Source organism: Delftia sp. DLF01 (genome assembly GCF_014852125.1).
In the GTDB taxonomy this organism is placed as follows: Bacteria; Pseudomonadota; Gammaproteobacteria; order Burkholderiales; family Burkholderiaceae_C; genus Comamonas; species Comamonas acidovorans.
In genome coordinates this window covers 411,441-429,343 of record NZ_JACVAZ010000003.1, presented here as the reverse complement: position 1 = coordinate 429,343, position 17,903 = coordinate 411,441, and the positions used below count along the sequence as shown (strand labels likewise).

13 protein-coding genes are annotated in these 17,903 nt (G+C 68.6%); 8 read left to right on the top strand and 5 right to left on the bottom strand.

Annotation, left to right across the window (positions count from 1 at the left end; genetic code table 11):
• Window positions 1-2: 2 nt before the first annotated feature.
• The 3 genes from IB269_RS17210 (at window position 3) to IB269_RS17200 (ending at window position 5,147) form a co-directional block, all read left to right on the top strand.
• Window positions 3-1,739, top strand: coding sequence for a multicopper oxidase family protein (locus IB269_RS17210; protein ID WP_192367785.1), 1,737 nt, complete (start codon window positions 3-5; stop codon window positions 1,737-1,739).
• Window positions 1,740-1,918: 179 nt separating this feature from the next.
• On the top strand, window positions 1,919-4,279 hold the full coding sequence (locus tag IB269_RS17205; RefSeq protein ID WP_034392802.1) for a Tex family protein: 2,361 nt from the start codon (window positions 1,919-1,921) through the stop codon (window positions 4,277-4,279).
• Between the two features lie 28 nt (window positions 4,280-4,307).
• Window positions 4,308-5,147, top strand: coding sequence for an HDOD domain-containing protein (locus IB269_RS17200; RefSeq protein ID WP_043820881.1), 840 nt, complete (start codon window positions 4,308-4,310; stop codon window positions 5,145-5,147).
• 20 nt (window positions 5,148-5,167) lie between these two features.
• Here IB269_RS17200 and IB269_RS17195 read toward each other — a convergent pair whose 3' ends face one another.
• From IB269_RS17195 to IB269_RS17180, 4 genes are all read right to left on the bottom strand, one after another.
• Complete coding sequence (locus tag IB269_RS17195; protein ID WP_071955515.1) at window positions 5,168-6,400, bottom strand: SEL1-like repeat protein; 1,233 nt, start codon at window positions 6,398-6,400, stop codon at window positions 5,168-5,170.
• Between the two features lie 39 nt (window positions 6,401-6,439).
• Complete coding sequence (locus tag IB269_RS17190; protein WP_034392811.1) at window positions 6,440-8,077, bottom strand: DUF4384 domain-containing protein; 1,638 nt, start codon at window positions 8,075-8,077, stop codon at window positions 6,440-6,442.
• Window positions 8,078-8,316: 239 nt separating this feature from the next.
• Window positions 8,317-8,739 (bottom strand): hypothetical protein, encoded by a 423-nt coding sequence (locus tag IB269_RS17185; protein ID WP_012205216.1) that lies wholly within the window; start codon window positions 8,737-8,739, stop codon window positions 8,317-8,319.
• Window positions 8,740-8,837: 98 nt separating this feature from the next.
• Entirely contained in the window at window positions 8,838-9,323 is a 486-nt protein-coding gene (locus tag IB269_RS17180) for a hypothetical protein (RefSeq protein WP_012205217.1), read from the bottom strand.
• 656 nt (window positions 9,324-9,979) lie between these two features.
• Here IB269_RS17180 and IB269_RS17175 point away from each other — a divergent pair.
• The 3 genes from IB269_RS17175 to IB269_RS17165 all read left to right on the top strand — a co-directional run bounded on the left by IB269_RS17175 (window position 9,980) and on the right by IB269_RS17165 (window position 14,519).
• The gene (locus IB269_RS17175; protein WP_012205218.1) at window positions 9,980-10,759 is read left to right on the top strand and encodes a LuxR C-terminal-related transcriptional regulator; all 780 of its coding nucleotides are present in this window, start codon (window positions 9,980-9,982) and stop codon (window positions 10,757-10,759) included.
• A 75-nt stretch (window positions 10,760-10,834) separates the two neighbouring features.
• Complete coding sequence (locus tag IB269_RS17170) at window positions 10,835-11,758, top strand: sensor histidine kinase (protein WP_225614169.1); 924 nt, start codon at window positions 10,835-10,837, stop codon at window positions 11,756-11,758.
• 145 nt (window positions 11,759-11,903) lie between these two features.
• Complete coding sequence (locus IB269_RS17165; RefSeq protein ID WP_192367783.1) at window positions 11,904-14,519, top strand: AI-2E family transporter; 2,616 nt, start codon at window positions 11,904-11,906, stop codon at window positions 14,517-14,519.
• A 7-nt stretch (window positions 14,520-14,526) separates the two neighbouring features.
• Here the strand turns inward: IB269_RS17165 and IB269_RS17160 are convergent, their stop codons facing one another.
• Complete coding sequence (locus IB269_RS17160) at window positions 14,527-15,663, bottom strand: iron-containing alcohol dehydrogenase (protein WP_012205221.1); 1,137 nt, start codon at window positions 15,661-15,663, stop codon at window positions 14,527-14,529.
• 300 nt (window positions 15,664-15,963) lie between these two features.
• On the opposite strand from IB269_RS17160, the gene IB269_RS17155 reads away from it, so the two are divergent.
• Together IB269_RS17155 and IB269_RS17150 are read left to right on the top strand one after the other, a co-directional pair.
• On the top strand, window positions 15,964-16,968 hold the full coding sequence (locus IB269_RS17155; protein WP_318652170.1) for an alpha/beta hydrolase: 1,005 nt from the start codon (window positions 15,964-15,966) through the stop codon (window positions 16,966-16,968).
• 60 nt (window positions 16,969-17,028) lie between these two features.
• The gene (locus IB269_RS17150) at window positions 17,029-17,892 is read left to right on the top strand and encodes a YbgC/FadM family acyl-CoA thioesterase (protein WP_043820894.1); all 864 of its coding nucleotides are present in this window, start codon (window positions 17,029-17,031) and stop codon (window positions 17,890-17,892) included.
• Window positions 17,893-17,903 lie beyond the last annotated feature (11 nt).

The window sequence follows — 17,903 nt, the reverse complement described above, 5'->3', positions numbered from 1 at the left end:
CAATGCCTGCCCCGGGCCTGAACCGCAGGGCGCTGCTGCAATGGGGCGCCCTGCTGACGGCGGGCGCCGTGCTGCCCGGCTGCGGCGGTGGAGGCGGGCCGCGCGACGATCTGCCCGAGCCGCAGGCGCTGCGCTCCGTCAACGGCGTGCTGGAGCTGCACCTGAACGTGGGCTATGCGTCCATGGACATGGACCTGCCGGACAGCGACATTGCGCGCTGGGCCCGCTATCCGGCCGATCGGCAGCCCGGGCGGCGTCTGGAGCTGCGCAGCTTCAATGGGCGATACACGGCGCCCACGCTGTGGCTGCGCCCCGGCGACACGCTGAAGATGTGGGTGCACAACCAGCTGCCGGCCTCGCCCCAGGGCTCGGACTGGGCGCTGCTCAACCACCAGAACAGCACCAACATGCATTTCCACGGCCTGCACGTGGACCCGCGCGAGATACGGCCCGGCGTGTTTGGCGACTACGTGGTGGACGGGCCGGATGCCGGCATCGCGCCCGGCGCCACGCGCTACCACGAGATCCATCTGCCCGACGACCACAGTTGCGGCATCTACTGGTACCACCCGCATCTGCACGGCGCCACCAATGCCCAGGTCTCCAGCGGCATGTTCGGCGCCATCATCGTGGCCGATGCGCAGGACCCGTTCCGTGCCAGCGTGAACATGCGCGAGCGCGTGCTGTTCGCCCACAAGCTCACCGTCAACGCCAAGGGCCGCACCGATACGCTGGAAGACTCGATGCAGAATCCGGCTGGCGCCTTTTTGCTCAACGGCGCCTACCAGCCCACCATCGTGATGCGGCCCGGCGAGGTGCAGCACTGGCACATCGTCAATCCTTCGTCGTTCTACCCGCTGCATCCCGTGCTCGACGGGCATGTGATGAATGTCTATGGCCGCGACGGCAACCATTACGGCGGTATCTACCGGCCGCTGAGCCGGCAGACGGCCGGGCAGCCGCTGGACATGCGCGACTGGCCCGGCAACTACATCTACCCGGGCGGGCGCCTGTCCATGGTGGTGCAGGCATCGATGGCGCCGGGGGAGTATTTCCTGCGCGCGGCCGCGTGCCCGTCCTTTCACCGGCCAAGCGGCAACGAGCCCTTCGAGGAGGTGCTGGCCCGGGTGGTGGTGCAGGGCGAGCCCGTGCAGGCCCGCGTGCCCGACCCGGCACTGCTGCGCCGGCCCGGCGACTACACGCCCATCACCGATGCCGAACTGGCCAGCCATGGAGGCGTGCAGCGCGTCCTGCGCCTGGCCGTGCTGGCCGACGACGAGGGCAAGGGCGTGCGCGACCCGGCCCTGGCGCCCATGCCGGCCGGCGAGAGCTGGGTGCTGAAGGTGGGCGGCAACCGATCGGTGTTTGCGGTGGGCACCGAGGCCATGCCGCTGGGCATGTCGCCCATCCATTCCAGCCTCACGCCTGTGCAGACCGTGCCCTTCAATGCGGTGGAGGAGTGGACGGTCTACAACTACAACGGCTACCCGCATCCCTTTCATATCCACGTCAACGATTGCTATGTGGTCAGGGTCAACGGCACGCCGGTGACGCCGTTCTGGGCCGACACCCTGCCCGTGCCGCCGGGCACGGGCAGCAGCGGGGCGGCGGGGGTCACCAAGGGCAGCATCACCTTTCGCATGCGGTTCGCGGATTTCCACGGCAAGTTCGTCTGGCATTGCCATGCGCTGGACCATGAGGACCTGGGAATGATGCAGATCGTGGATGTGCGGCCCTGAAAGCCGGGCTTGTCCGATCGGCCATTCCCGCGCCCTTCCGGCTTCATGCTGCAAGCCATTGAATTCATTGGCCTGCAAGAAATGCTTGCATTTGCGGGCGGGCCGTGAGCGGCCCGGCCCGAATCGCGTGTGGCACACTTGGCCGCTTTCCGGATTCCACGCCACGGGGCGCCTCTCGAATGCAAAAAATCATTGGCCAAATCGCCGCAGAACTGAATGTCAAGCCGCAGCAAGTGGGTGCTGCGGTCGAATTGCTTGATGGCGGAGCCACGGTTCCGTTCGTCGCCCGCTACCGCAAGGAAGTGACCGGCGGCCTGGACGACGCGCAATTGCGCCAGCTCGACGAACGCCTGGGCTATCTGCGCGAGCTGGAAGACCGCCGGGGCACGGTGCTCAAGGCCATCGACGAGCAGGGCAAGCTGACCGATGCGCTGCGCCTGGCCATTGCCAATGCGCCGACCAAGCAGGAGCTGGAGGACATCTACCTGCCCTTCAAGCAAAAGCGCCGCACCAAGGGCCAGATTGCCAAGGAATTCGGCATCGAGCCGCTGGCCGACAAGCTGTTTGCCGACCCCACGCTGGACCCGCACAAGGAGGCCGAGGCCTTCTGCAAGCCCGCCACCACCCTGGACGACGGCAAGCCGGGTCCCGATTTCTCCACCACCTTCGCCGTGCTCGATGGCGTGCGCGACATCCTGTCCGAGCGCTGGGCCGAAGACCCGGCGCTGGTGCAGAAGCTGCGCGAATGGCTGTGGGAAGACGGCCTGCTGCGCTCCAAGAAGATCGAGGCCAAGAACGAGAACGACCCCGAGGTCGCCAAGTTCCGCGACTATTTCGAGTACGACGAACCGATTGGCCGCGTGCCCTCGCACCGCGCCCTGGCCGTGTTCCGCGGCCGCGCGCTGGAGATCCTCGAAGCCAAGCTGGTTCTTCCCGTGGAGCCCGAGCCCGGCCAGCCCAGCCTGGCCGAAGGCAAGATCGCCCTGCACCTGGGCTGGAGCCACGCCAAGCGCGCCAGCGACGACCTGATCCGCAAGTGCGTGGCCTGGACCTGGCGCGTCAAGCTGAGCCTGTCCACCGAGCGCGACCTGTTCTCGCGCCTGCGCGAAGACGCCGAGAAGGTGGCCATCAAGGTCTTTGGCGACAACCTGCGCGACCTGCTGCTGGCCGCGCCCGCGGGCCAGCGCGCCGTCATCGGCCTGGACCCGGGCATCCGCACGGGTGTCAAGGTGGCCGTGGTGGACAGCACGGGCAAGCTGGTGGACACCACCACCATCTACCCGCATGAGCCGCGCCGCGACTGGGACGGCTCTCTGGCCGTGCTGGCCCGCCTGGTCGAAAAGCACCAGATCAACCTGATTGCCATCGGTAACGGCACGGCCAGCCGCGAAACGGACAAGCTGGCGGCCGACCTGATCAAGATCGCCAGCAAGGCCGACCGCCAGATCGAGAAGGTCGTGGTCAGCGAGGCCGGCGCCTCGGTGTATTCCGCTAGCGAGTTCGCCTCGCAGGAAATGCCCGATGTGGACGTGAGCCTGCGCGGCGCCGCCAGCATTGCGCGCCGCCTGCAGGATCCGCTGGCCGAGCTGGTCAAGATCGACCCCAAGAGCATCGGCGTGGGCCAGTACCAGCACGACGTGAACCAAAGCGAGCTGGCGCGCCAGCTTGACGCCGTGGTCGAGGACTGCGTCAACTCCGTGGGCGTGGACCTGAACACGGCCTCAGCGCCGCTGCTGTCGCGCGTCTCGGGCCTGTCGGGCAGCGTGGCCAAGTCGGTGGTGCGCTGGCGCGATGCCAATGGCTCCTTCAAGAGCCGCAAGCAGCTGATGGACGTGGCTGGCCTGGGCGCCAAGACCTTCGAGCAGGCCGCAGGCTTTCTGCGCATCCGCGGCGGCGACAACCCGCTGGACATGACGGGCGTGCACCCGGAAACCTATCCCGTGGTCGAACGCATCATTGCCACCACGGGCAAGAGCGTGGACCAGCTCATGGGCCGCTCCGAGGTGCTCAAGGGCCTGAAGGCCGAGCAGTTCGTGAACGAGCAGTTCGGTGCTATCACCATCAAGGACATCCTGGGCGAGCTGGAAAAGCCCGGCCGCGATCCGCGCCCGGACTTCGTCGTCGCCCGCTTCAATGACGGCGTGGAAGACATCAAGGACCTCAAGGAAGGCATGACGCTGGAGGGCACGGTCAGCAACGTGGCCCAGTTCGGCGCCTTCGTGGACCTGGGCGTGCACCAGGATGGCCTGGTCCACGTCAGCCAGATGAGCCACAAGTTCATCGAGGACGCGCGCGAGGTCGTCAAGACCGGCCAGATCGTCAAGGTCAAGGTGCTGGAGGTCGATGTGGCGCGCAAGCGCATCAGCCTGACCATGAAGCTGGATGCGGCGCCCGCGCGGCGCGACGGCCCCCGGGACAACCGCTTCGAGAGCGCAGGCCGGGGCAGCCAGGGCCATCAGGGCGGCCAGCGCCGCGCGCCCGAGCCGGCGCAGCAGTCGGCCATGGCCTCGGCCTTCGCCAAGCTGCAGACCCGCAAGTAAGGCCGGGCAGGGCAAGGCAGGAAACGCGATGGCTGCGCACGCACTGGATCTGCAGACGCTGTTGACCCAGACGCTGGCCCTGCCGGCGCAGCCGCGCATTGTGGCCCTGCTGCTGCGCGAGCTGGTGCCCGAGCAGCCCAGCCTGCGCCGGCTGAGCCAGCTGTTCGCGGCCGATCCCGCGCTGGCTGCCGGGCTGCTGGCGCAGGCCAACGGCCCGGTCTTCGGCATGGCGGGCCGTGTCACCGGCATTCCCGAGGCGCTGGCCCTGCTGGCGCCCGCGCAGTTGCGCCAGATCGTGCGGGGCATGCCGCTGGGCGTGGGCACGCATGCCGTGCCGGGCGTGGCCATGCCGGCCTTCTGGCGCTACAGCGTGGATGCCGCACGCGTGGCCCGCGCGCTGGCCGGCACGGTGCAGGCCAGCCCCACGGCGGCCTATGCGGCAGGCCTGCTGCACGGGCTGGGCGAGCTGGCCATGCACATGATCGATCCCGGCCGCGCGGCCACCATCTCCGAGCTGGTCGGCCCGCTGGACCCGCGCCGTGCCGAACTGGAGATGCGGCTGTGCGGCTACGCATACAGCCATGTCAGCGCAGGCCTGGCCCGGCGCTGGAATCTTCCGCCGCTGCTGGCCGACGCGCTGCAGCACCTGCACGCGCCGCTGGCCCAGCCCGGCTTCGATCCCCTGGCCTGCGTGCTGCACATCGCCGCCTGGCGCGCCCGATCGCGCGAGGCGCAATGGGGCGAGCGCGCGCTTGCCGTGAGCTTTCCCGGCGAAGTGGGGGTGGCCCTGGGCCTGGACATCGACATGGTGCTGCGCCAGGACCCGGTGGACTGGATGGCCGACACGGGCCTGGATGTGCTGCTTTAGGGCAGGACCCAGGGCCAGCGTCAGTTCCGGTGCCAGGGCGCCGGCACCATGTCGAAAAGCGGCGTGGGGTCGCGCCGGTAGGGCGCGGGGCTGATGGGGGCCATGGGCTGCATGGTCATGGGGTCGATGCGTGCCAGCTGCTGCATCCAGCCAATGTCCACACCGCCGCCCTGTGCGGGGCGCGAATAGATCAACTCCAGCATGCGCCGCGATGCCACATGGCCGTGGGACGCCGCCTGCTGGTACAGGCGCAGGGCCTCGGTGTAGTTGGCCGGCACGCCTTCGCCACGGTGATAGCGCTGGGCCTGCTCCCACTGCTGCTGGGCCGTGACGGGCTGGCGCACCTGGATGTCCTGCTCGCTGGGCGAGCCCCGCAACTCCGGCGTGCGCTGCAGCCGTTGCGGCCCCTGCGCCGCAGGCGGGGCAGACGTGCCCTGGGCCGACACGAGCTGGCCCGCGGGCCGCATGCGGTCGCCCAGCATCTGTGCATTGGTCGCCGCGCTGGATGAGCGTGGCGCCGCCGCGCGGAACTGGCGCAGGGCGGCCTCGGGCTCGTCCTGCGCGAGCAGGGCCAGGCCCCATTCCAGCTGGGCGCCGGGGCTGCCCGAACGCGCCGCGCGCTGCAGCAGTTCCTGGTCGGGTGTGCCTGCCACGGTCAAGGCCTCGCCCACGGGCTCGGCCGTGGACAGCGGCGCCAGGCGCCGGGCCAGCAGCCATTCCAGGTATTGCGCACGGGCCGGGTCGGTCTTGGCCAGCTGGGCGATCCAGGGCCTTGCGGCCGGTGGATCGGGGGGCTGGCCGCAGCCGTCCATGGCGCACCAGGCCAGTCCCGCGCTGGCCAGCGGATGGCCGGCGCGCTGGGCACGCTCGAACCAGGTCCTGGCCTGTGGCCCGTCCTGGGCCATGGCAATGCCATGCAGTGCCAGCAGGCCCATGACCCATTGCGCCTCGCGCTGCGTGGCCGGGCTCACGCCCTTGCCTTCGGCGCGGCTGCGCAGTTGGGACAGGGCCCGTTGCTGGGCGGTATCCGAAGTCGAATTGATGTTGCTGGTGCCCGGCTGGGAGCCGTACACGCTGGCCGTCGCCACCCGGATGGGCATGACCGGCGTGAAGCGGGCTGCCGCCTGCACATGCGGCAGCACGGCGGGAGCCAGACCGGGCAGCACCACCAGCAGCCCGGGCAGCACAAGCCTGGCGGTCAGGCGCAGCCCGCGGCGCCGCCGCGGCGAGGTTTCATGAGCGCTGGAGGGCATGGCAGGTGCCTCTGGTTGGCTTGTGTTCCGCACCGTGCATCAGCGCTTGGCCTGGGCCGGCACCACCTGCCAGAAGCGGGCCGAGCCGGTGTACCCGTCTGCGCCCAGCGAGCTGGCCATGTACTGGTTGACATCCTCCAGGGAGCGCATGCCCGGGATGGCGATGAAGGCCTTGCCCTGCAGCAGCGTGGGCAGCTTGTCGGTCATGTTCTGCTCGGTGGCGAAGCAGGCCACGCCTTCCTTGCCGGGAGGGCCGGCGTTGATCACATAGCCGGGGTTGGGGCTCATCCAGTCGGGCAGGCGCACGGACTGGGCGGCGGTGATCCAGCCCGAGCGGTTCACGTCGTTGGGCACCAGCCGGGTGACCTCGCCATCGGCGCCCGCCATGAAGCACGACAGGTAGGAGGCACGCGACACGGTGGTGGACAGGAAGAGCTGCTCACCCGTCTCGAAGGAGGTACGGGTGGGCGTGATGTTCTCCACCCACAGGTCCAGCTTGCGGTCGGGCGCGGGGGCGCCGTAGCGGTAGTCGCCCGTGCCCACGGCCACGTTCTCGGAGGCGGTGGTGACCGGCGCTGCGCTCTTGGTGTTCCAGCCAATGCGCGTGATGTGGCCATCGGCGCCCACGGCCACGAAGTCGCGCAGTGCGCGTTCGTAGGTGTTGAAGTCCACCACGCCGCTGACCACCATGCCGCTGTCGGCCTGGAAGCGCCCTATGGCCTCGCGCCACTGCGGGTTGCCTGCGGTGAAGGCCGGGGCGTCCGGCGGCAGATAGCCCTTGCTGATCAGCGACTGGCGCACCAGTTCCTGGTGGATGCCGGCTTCGCCTTCCTCGTACCAGTCGCGCAGCTGGCGCTGGAAGTCGGGATGGGTCTGGTCCAGCGTCAGGCACTGCCAGTAGGGCAGGCGCGACCATTTGCCCAGCAGCTCGATCATGCCCAGCTCGACCAGGGTGCGCACGGCCGGGCCCGAGCCCTGGGCATAGTCGCGGCCCACGCTGAACTGCACGCCGTAGGTGCCGATGCGGCCGGACAGGTCCAGCCCCTGGCTGCCGTTGCCGATGACGACCTCGTTGGCCGAATCCAGGCCCGGGATGATGGTTCGCGTGCGGAAGTCGCCCAGGTGCAGCTCCATGCCCAGCACGGCGCCGCTGCGGTTGGCGCTGTAGCCGGTTTCCAGGCGCGAGGCGCTGGTGCCTATGTCCACGTTGTTGCGCAGCACGTTCTGGTCCATGAAGGACACGGCGCCCGACACGTACAGGGCAGGGCGCTGCAGCTGGATCTGGTTGTTGTTGAGCAAGATGGTGGTGAGGTTCTGCACCGTATCCTGGCGGGCGATGTCCACCTCATAGTCCACGTAGCGGAAGGCGCTGCTGACGCGCGACATCTGGGACAGGGCGGTGACCACCATCTCCTTGGCGGCCACGGCCACGCGGCCCGAGTAGTCGGGCAGCTGCTTGCTGGTGATCAGCACCGTGGGCATGTGGCTGTTGCGGAACATCCTGTCCATGCACATCAGCGAGTCGGAAAAGCTCGATATCGAGCGCACCGGCCGCACCACGGGGCGGTCGGCCGCATAGACCTTGTCCAGGTACTTGGCGTCCTTGCGCGCATCCAGCGGCGCGCAGCCCGACAGCAGCACGATGGACGCCGAGACGGCGCAGGCAATGGCCCGCATGCAACCCTGTCTGCCGGACCATCGCTGGCGGAAAGTCCCACGGTCGTCCGCATGGCCGCCGAGTGCCGGCTGCAGCGCGGCATCGGGGCGGGGAAGTCCTGGCGATGGAAGGCGGTTGCGCATGATGGACCTCTGCTGGAAAACGGCGAGCCAGGGCACAGGCGCGCACGGGCGTCGGCGCCGGAAATGGGGGATCGAGAAATGGTGGGCGGCCCGAAGGCTGGCCGCCCGGTGTCGCGCTAGCGGCAGACGTTGACCAGGTCGCCCTTGAGGACCACGATCTGGTCCTTGGTCTGGGGCCCATAGCGGTTGAATGCGCTGGCGTTGGTGTTGCTGGCCAGGTCCTGGGTGCAGGTGCGCTGCATGCCCGTGCTGCTCGTCGTGGTCGTGGTCACCACGTTCGCCTCGGTGGAGATACCGGGCGCATTGGTCATGGACATGGCTTCGTAGCGCGCGATCTTGGCCTTGACATTGATGGGGATGTCGGTGACGGTGTCCAGCCCCGACGATGTCGGCTGCTTGGCCGTGGGCAGCCTGAGGTAGTCGACGGGCTTGTTCAGCACCACCGGGTCTTCGCCGGGGGCCGCTGCATGAAGGGGGTTCGCTCCGAGGGCGAGCCAGGCCAATAGGGCAGCCGAACAGAGATGGGCGGCGGTGTGCATGGTGGGCTCTCCTGGTGCGGTGAGCTGGGTCTTCGCCGGGAAGGTGCCGCCGGGTGGCCTTGGGCCGCCCGGCAGTTTCCTTCGTCCGGCAGCCAGGCTCAGTGGTTGTTGTAGCAGGTCACGCAGCCGTTGTTGCTGGAGATGTTCTGCACTGCCATGGAACCGTTGCCGGCGTAGTTGATGATGCCGGAGTTCTTGGCAGCCACCACCTGGATCGAAGTGCTCTTCACGTCCACTTCGCCATAGTTGGAGGCCAGGTTGTTGACGGCCACTGCGCTATAGCCATCGGCCTTGTTCAGGATGCCGCTGCCGGTGGCTGCGACGACCTGCAGCGAGCTGCCACTGCGATCGATGGTCACGTTGCCTGCATTGCTGGCCAGGTTCTGGGAGGCCTTGCCACCACCCGTTGCCACGTTCAGCACGCCGCTCCTGTTCAGCAGGGTGACCTGAACGCTGGGGCCATTGATTTCGATCTGGGAGCTGCTGCTGCCGCCGCCGCTGCCGCCACCGCCGCCACCACCCATGGGGCCTGCCATGGCAGCTGTTGCGATCAAGCTCAGGGAAAGAATTGCAAGCGATTTCATGATGGCTCCTTGATGAAGAATCGGACTATCAGGAAGAGGTGTGTAAGCACCCGTTTTGCAGACACTTTGCGGAGGTTTCCGGCTTTGTCTCCCTGGACCCCTGCTCGTTGTCTGGACTCCAATGTGCTCGGGGAGATCCGTCCATTCCATCTCTTGTCCGGGGTAGCCATGAGCGCTGATCCACTTGCCGGGTACTTACCCACCCAAGCCGTTTGCAGGCAGGCTGCATCGCGTTAAAACGGCAGCCGTGCGCGATGAATGGATCTGGGTAGTTTCAAGGTGTAACGACAGAAAATTCACGGTTGCAGCTTTGCTTGGGGTCGCCGTTTCGGCGGGTGCGGGGGATTTTGGGCAACCTGGTGTATCGAAGTGCACGCAACTGAGGCCGGCGGCGGCAAAAAGGCAGGATGGACCTTTGTCACAAGGCGGGATTGAAGGCGCGGTGCGCGGTGTCTGGATCGGCAAGATCTGCCGGACCGGCGCTCAGGAAACTCCGTAGTCGATTCCTCACACAAAGGTGTTAATTTGTAATCTACGCAATCTTTCACAAACTTCGTCAAAGATTGTGGATATCGGTTGCGATTTCTCTTAATGTGGAAAGGCAAGTCTGTGATCGGTTGCGTCATACACATGGCGTGACATTTGAGGAGAGCAGCATGAATCCATCCGACGTTCCCGCCGATGCCCGTCCCCTGATCGCCGAGTCCCCTCGCGCCCAGGGCATGCTGGGCACAGGTCTGAGCTCTGCCATGTGGCCCGACTACCTGGCGGGCCAGCCCGACAAGCCCGTGCGGGTGCTGCTGGTGGACGACGATGCCCATATCCGCATGGTCATTGCGCAGGAAATCATGAACGACCCGCGCACCCTGGTCGTGGCCCAGGCCGGCAGCGTGCGCGACGGGCGCAAGGCCATCCGCCAGCATGAATTCGACGTGATGCTGGTGGACCTGAACCTGGGTGACGGCGAGGGCTTCGAGCTGCTGGACATGATGAAGACCGTGCGGCCCACGGCCGAGGCCGTCATCATCTCCGTGATGGAAAACGACGAACAGGTGCTGCGCGCCTTCGAGCTGGGCGCCACGGGCTACCTCGTCAAGAACTCCTGGTTCGGCAACTATCCGCAGGCCGTGCTGCAGGTGGCCAATGGCGGCGCATCCGTCACCCCCAGCCTGGCGCGCAGGTTGCTGCAGCGCTTCGACAAGACCCAGGGAGCCGAGCCCAAGCGCCGCACGCCCGACGAGGCAGACCGCCTGTCCACCCGCGAGCGCGAGGTGCTGCGCATGGTCGCCAGCGGCTATACCAGCGCCGAGATCGGCTCGCGCCTGATGATCAGCGCCATGACGGTCAACACGCACATCAAGAACATCTACCGCAAGCTGCAGGTGCGCACACGCGCCCAGGCGGTACGCTTTGCATCGCTGCGCGGCCTGTTCTGATCCTGGGGCGGCGTCCTGCCCGCAGCGGCCTGCCGCCGCCCGGGCCATGGCGGCCGCGCCTGGCACGGCTTGGCCATGAAAGATCCCCTTCGCACGCTGGCCATCTGCCTGGCCCTGGGCCTGCTGCAGATGCTGGTCCTGTGCGCCTGGCTCTGGCAGGCGGGCGCCCAGGCCCCGCCGTGGCTGAGCCTGGCCAGCCTGGCGCTGCTGGTATCCACGGCGCTGCTGTGCGCCATGGGCGCCCGGCGACTGCACAGGCTGCTGCTGTGGCGGCGCCGGCGCAGTCCCCGGCCCTCGCGCGAAGTGCAGGCCGAGCGCCGGCGCATTGCCGCCGACCTGCACGACGGCGTGGGCGGGCTGCTGGTGCATGCCATGGCCTTGCTGGACCCGCGCGAGACCCGCCAGCGCCAGGCGCAGGAATTGCTGGAGCAGGGCTTGCTGGACCTGCGGCTCATGGTGGATGCCATGGACGCCATGGAAGACGCCTTGCCCGTGCGGCTGGCGCGCCTGCGCCACCGGCTGCAGCCCGTGCTGGACCGGCGCGGCATGCGCATCTGCTGGAGCGTGGCCGATCCGCATGCCGCCGCCGGGCTGCGCGGGGTGCCAGACCTGCCCGACCTGCCCGACCTGCCAGACTTGCCGCGTGGCCAGCCGTCCCAGCAGTTGCTGGCCATCGCCCAGGAGGCCGTGAGCAATGCGCTGCAGCATGCGCGCGCCACCACGCTGTGGCTGGTGCTGGAGCCGGTGGATCGTGCAGATGCTGCAAGCCCTGGCCGCGATGCCCGGCGTGCATTGCACTGGGAACTGCGCGTGGAAGATGACGGCTGCGGCCTGCCGTCCGACCCTGGCGCTGACCCTGGCCCTGCGCAGGGTGCCATCCCGCCTGGCCTGCAGGGCATGGGCCTGGCAGGCATGCATCGCCGCGCCCATGCCATCGGGGCTGTGCTGGACATCCTGCCGCGGGCCGGTGGGGGTACCGTGGTGCGTGTGCGCTGGTGATCCGGCCGATGCGCCGGCGGCAACGGCGTTCCGGCAATTGCGGTGCCCGCTGACAGGGCAGGCCTGCGGCGCGCTGTGCAATCCCCCGATATGCGGATGTGAGGCAGTATCCATACCTGCATCCAAGCCCTGACATCCCGTTTCCATGAACCCACATCCCGACCCTGCGCCGTCGCCTTCACGGCCGGCCCTTCCTGCAGCCACCGAAGGCGCCAATGCTGCCAATGCAGCTGCGAATTCCGCTACCCATGCAGATTTCGCGCGCAGCGTGCGTTCGGCCCTACCGGGCCTGGCACAGCTGGCCGACATGGTGCCTGCGCTGCGCCTGCTCACCGGGCTGCTGGTGGCCAGCATCGTCATCGCCGGCCTGTATTTCGGCCAGGGCCTGCTGATTCCGCTGGCGCTGGCGCTGTTGTTCGGTTTTTTGCTGGATCCGGCCGTCTCCCGGCTCAAGCGCTGGGGCATGCCGCGCATGGCGGCCACGCTGCTGGTGGTGGTCATGGCGCTGGCGACGCTGGCGGGAATGGGTACCTATCTGGGCAGCCAGGTGCAGCAGCTCAGCGCCGATCTGCCGACCTACCAGAACACCATCCGCGACAAGCTGCGCAGCCTGCGCAGGAACGCCAACATGCCCAGTGCCTGGGACGGCGCGCTGCGCACCTATGACACCGTGGAGCGCGAGATATCGCGCGGCGCCACCACGCCCCGCGTGCAGAAGGTGGAGATCCAGTCGCCCGAGCAAAAGCCCACGGCGCGCATGCTGCAGTGGCTGGGCCGCGTGGCCGAGCCCGTGACCATGGCCGGCATCGTGCTGCTGTTCGTGATCCTCATCCTGCTGGACCGCGATGACCTGCGCGACCGGCTGCTGCGCCTGATGGGCGGCAACCTGCACGTGGCCACCGACGCGCTGGACGAGGCCTCGCAGCGCATAGGCAAGTACCTGCGCATGCAGTTCGTCGTCAACATCACCTACGGACTGCCCATGGCGGCGGGGCTGTGGTTCATTGGCGTGCCGGGCGCCATTCTCTGGGGCGTGCTGGCGGCCATCATGCGTTTCGTGCCCTATGTGGGGGCCATGATCTCGGCCGCCTTCCCGCTGGCGCTGGCCTTTGCCGTGGACCCGGGCTGGCAGATGCTGCTGATGACGCTGGGCCTGATCATGGCGCTGGAGCTGATCAGCAACAATCTGATCGAGCCCTGGCTGTATGGCAGCAGCACGGGCCTGTCCACGCTTTCCATCATCGTGTCGGCCACCTTCTGGACGGCGCTGTGGGGGCCGATAGGGCTGATCCTGTCCACCCCGCTGACGGTCTGCCTATTGGTGCTGGGGCGCTACATCCCGGCGCTGCAATTCATGGAAGTGCTGCTGGGCAGCTCGCCCGTGCTGGGGCCGGCCCAGCGCCTGTACCAGCGCCTGCTGGCCGACGACGTGGAAGACGCGGTCACGCTGGCGCATGAACTGGTGGACGCAAGGCTGCCGGCGCGCGCCTCGCCGGACGAACGCTCGGCCGCAGTGGCCGGTTTCTATGACGAGGTGGCCATCCCCGCACTGCGCCTGGCCACGCAGCAGCACCTGGAATCGGCCACGGCCGAACACCGGCTGCGCCTGTCCAGCGGCATGGATGCCCTGATCGAGGAACTGCGCGAAAGCCATCCGGCGCCCGCTGCGGCCCTGGCCACGCGCGCCCTGCGCATCCATTGCGTGGGCGCGCGCTGGGAGGTCGATGCCCTGGCCGCCGCCATGGTGGCGCACAGCGAGGCGCTGCGCGGCCACGTGGTCAGCTGCTCGGACTGGGCCCTGGCCGCCGACCCGCAATGGCGCCAGTTGGGACCGGGGCAGGGCGGCCTGCCGCAAGGCCACGCAGGAGCCCAGGCCCTGGCCGAGGCGCAGTTGCTGGTGCTGTCCGTCTTCAGCACCCAGCCCCAGACCGTGGTGCGCCAACTGATGCGCCGCGTGCGCCGCCATTGGCCGCACCTGCGCGTGGTGCTGGCGCTGTGGAATGCGCCGGCCGTGGTGTCCGACCCCGAGTTCGCGCGCCGCTGCGGCGCCGCCGCCTGCGTGTCCGGCCTGCGCGAGCTGCAGTTGTGGGTGGACGCCTTGCGCCTGCCTGACGCGGCAGGCCAGGGCCTGGCCGCGCCCATTCCCGATGACGATGAGCAGCGCGTGCGCCAGCTGCACGACAGCGGCGTGCTCGGGCCCGGCCTGCCGCAGCTGTACCACGAGGCAGCCCAGCAGGCCGCGAATGCCTTCGATGTGAAATGGGCCCAGGTCTCATGGGTCGATGCCGACCGCGTGCACACGCCCGGCAGCCTGCTGGTGGCGGACCAGGGCGACCCGGCTTCCGCCGGCATGCCGCGTGCGCAGTCCATCTGCTCCTACGTGGTCCATGGCGGTGACGCCCTGGTGGTGCATGACGCCGCGCGCGACCCCCGATTTGCCGGCAACCCCGCGTTGCAGGCGATGCGGCTGCGCTTTTATGCGGGCGTGCCGCTCAAGAACCGCCACGGCACGGTGCTGGGCAGCTTTTGCATCATGGACGACGCGCCGCGCGAGGTCTCGGCGGCCGATCTGGAACTGCTGGGCGTCATGGCCGAGCAGTTGATGCAGAACGTGGAGGTGCGCCGGATGATGGAAGCTGGCGCTGCACCGGCTCCGGTGCAGACTTCGGCACAAACTCCGGCGCAAGTGGCATCCCAAACGACACCCCAGCCACCATCGTCGTCACCATCGACAACACCCCAACCGAGTGCTGGCGGCTGAGTCCCGCTTACAGCGAGGTGGCCAGCATCTGCTCGTAGTCGTCGGCGCTGGCCAGGCGCGGGTTCGTGCCGTGGCAATGGTCCTTGAGCGCGCCGCCGATCACGGCTGCAAACTGCGCGCGCTCCACGCCCATGGCCGCCAGGCCCGTGGGCAGGCCCAGGCGGGCGTTCATGTCGCGTATGGCTTCGGGAATGTCGCTGCCCGAGTCCAGGCCCATGGCGTGGGCCATGCGCTGCAGGCGCTGTTCGGCGCGCACGCTCTCTGCCTCGGCATTGAAGCGCACCACGGCGGGCAGGAACATGGCGTTCAGCGTGCCATGGTGCAGGCGCGGGTTCACGCCGCCCAGGCTGTGGCTGAGGCTGTGCACGCAGCCCAGGCCCTTCTGGAAGGCCATGGCGCCCTGCATGCTGGCGCTCATCAGCTGGCGGCGCGCCTCGGCATCCTGGCCGTTGCGCGTGGCGCGTTCGATGTGGGCCCAGCCGCGCGTGAGGCCATCGAGCGCAATGCCGTCGGCAGGCGGGTTGAAGGCGGCCGCCATGAAGGTCTCCATGCAATGGGCAATGGCGTCCATGCCCGTGGCGGCCGTCAGCATGGCGGGCAGGCCGTAGGTCAGTTCCGGGTCGCAGATGGCGGCACGGGGCACCAGGTGCCAGCTGTGAAAGCCCAGCTTGCGGTGGTCGTCCACGATGATGATGGCGCCGCGCGCCACCTCGCTGCCCGTGCCGCTGGTGGTGGGCACGGCGATCAGCGGGGCCACGCGCTCGCTGATGCGCGGCGAGCCGCCCTCGATGGTGGCGTAGTGCGACAGCGGCCCTTCGTGCGTGGCTGCAATCGCCACGCCCTTGGCGCAGTCGATGGCGCTGCCGCCGCCCACGGCGATCAGGCCGTCGCAGCGCTGCTCCTGGTAGATCGCGGCGGCCGCGCGCACGGCGGCCTCGGTGGGGTTGGAGGGCGTCTGGTCGAACACTGCATGCGGCATGCCGCCCAGCGCATCCAGCGCCTTTTGCAGCACGCCAGCGGCCTTGACGCCCTGGTCGGTGACGATCAGCGGCCGCGTGATGCCCACGCGCTCGCACTCCTGGCGCAACAGGCGCACGGCGCCGAAGTCAAACTGGATCTGGGTGACGTAGTTGATGAAGGCCATGGTCGGTGACTCGTTGCGGGCCGTTGCGGCCCATGGTGGGGATCAGGGGGAGTGCGCCGAATCTAGACCGCGCGTGCTGCACTGCAAACAAAACAAACCCTGAGAGGGCACCTGCGCGGTCACGGGGGCGACAGCACGGGCATGCACTGCCATCGCATGGCTGCCAGGGCCTTGTGCTCGCGGCACAATGCCTGCTGCGCCGTGCTGGCCGTGCCTGGTCGGCCGCACCTCGCCGGCCGCACCTGGCCGGCCGCACCGAATTGCCTTGCCAGATAGTCGCTACCGAACCTGTCCCTGAACGTGCTCCTGAACGTGCCCCAGTCTGAATCCTCCTCCCACGCCACGCCGCTGCCGGCGTCCCTGACCCACCAGATGCGCGATGTGCTGCGCCGCATGGAGCGCGCCGCGCGCACGCCTCTGCACCAGCTGGGCGCCGAAGGCGCACGTGCCGCCTACGAGGCGGGGGCCGGCGTGCTAGAAATTCCCAAGCCGGCTCTGCCGCGTGTGGAGGATCTGCAGATTCCCGCGCGCGATGGCGCCTTGCTGCCCGCTCGGCTCTATGCGCCCGTGGAACGCAGCCAGGCGCCGGCCATGGGCCTGCCCGTGCTGCTGTACCTGCACGGCGGCGGCTTCACCGTGGGCAGCGTGGCCACGCACGACGTGCTGTGCCGCCAGCTGGCCCATCTGTCGGGCGCCATGGTCGTCTCGCTGGACTATCGGCGCGCGCCAGAGCACAAGTTTCCGACCGCCCACAACGACGCCTGGGACGCGCTGCAGTGGCTGGCCGCGCAGGCGGCCTCGCTGGGCGCCGACCCTGCGCGCCTGGCCGTGGGCGGCGACAGCGCGGGCGGCACGCTGGCCGCAGCCTGCGCCATCCATGCGCGCGACACCGGCCTCAAGCTTGCCCTGCAACTGCTGATCTACCCGGGCACGACGGCGAACCAGGACACCGACTCGCACCGCCGCTTCGCCCACGGGCTGGTGATCGACGAGCCGGCCATCACCTGGTTCTTCGCCCAGTACCTCAACAGCCCCGCCGACCGCGAGGACTGGCGCTTTGCCCCGCTGCTGGCCCCCGATGTGGACGGCGTGGCCCCGGCCTGGATAGGCCTGGCCGAATGCGACCCGCTGGTGGACGAGGGCGTGGAATACGCCGACAAGCTGCGCATGTCCGGCGTGCCCGTGGACCTGGAGATCTACCGGGGCGTGACCCATGAATTCGTCAAGATGGGCCGCGCCATTGCAGAAGCGCGCCGTGCACATGCCGACATGGCGCGCGCCTTGGCCGACGCCTTCGCGGCCTGAAGGCCAAGACGCACCAAAACACACCAAGACACCCCAAGACAACAGGAGAGAAACACCCCCATGCAACGCCAAGATTTCCGCACGCTGCAACGCATCGAAGTGCGCTGGTCCGAAGTGGACGCCCAGAAGATCGTCTTCAACGCCCACTACCTGATGTATGCCGACGTGGCCGTCACCGACTACTGGCGCCAGCTGGGCCTGCCCTATGAATCGTCCTTCGCGGCCCTGGGCGGCGAGCTGTTCGTCAAGAAGGCCACCACCACCTACCACGCATCGGCCACGCTGGGCGACGTGCTGCATGTGGGCATACGCTGTGCCAGGCAGGGCAATACCTCGCTGCTGTTCGAGGCCGGCATCTTCCGGGGCATGGAACTGCTCAATACCGTGGAACTGGTCTATGTGTTCGCCGATGCCACCACGCGCCAGCCGCTGCCCGTGCCGCAGCAGCTGCGCGACGTGCTCACGGCCTATGAGGCCGGCCAGAGCGTGGTGCGCGTGGCATCGGGCAGCTGGAACGACCTGGGCCGCGACGCCGAGCGCCTGCGCCTGGCCGTGTTCGTGCACGAGCAGGGCGTGCCGCGCGAGATCGAGATCGACGAGTTCGACCCCGTGGCCCGCCACGCCGTGGTCTACAACGGCCTGGGCCAGCCGATCGCCACCGGCCGCCTGGTCAGCGACAGCCCCGGCGCGGGCAGGATCGGCCGCATGGCCGTGGACCGCAGCGTGCGCGGCGGCCGCTGGGGCCGCATCGTGCTGGACAGCCTGGTCGAAGCCTCGCGCCAGCGCGGCGACCGCGAAGTCGTGCTGCATGCGCAGCGCCATGCCGAGTCGTTCTACCTGCGCGCGGGCTTCACGCCCGAGGGCGAGCCCTATGAAGAGGCTGGCATTCCCCACATCACCATGAGGAAAGCGCTCACCGCCTGAGCTGCAGGCAG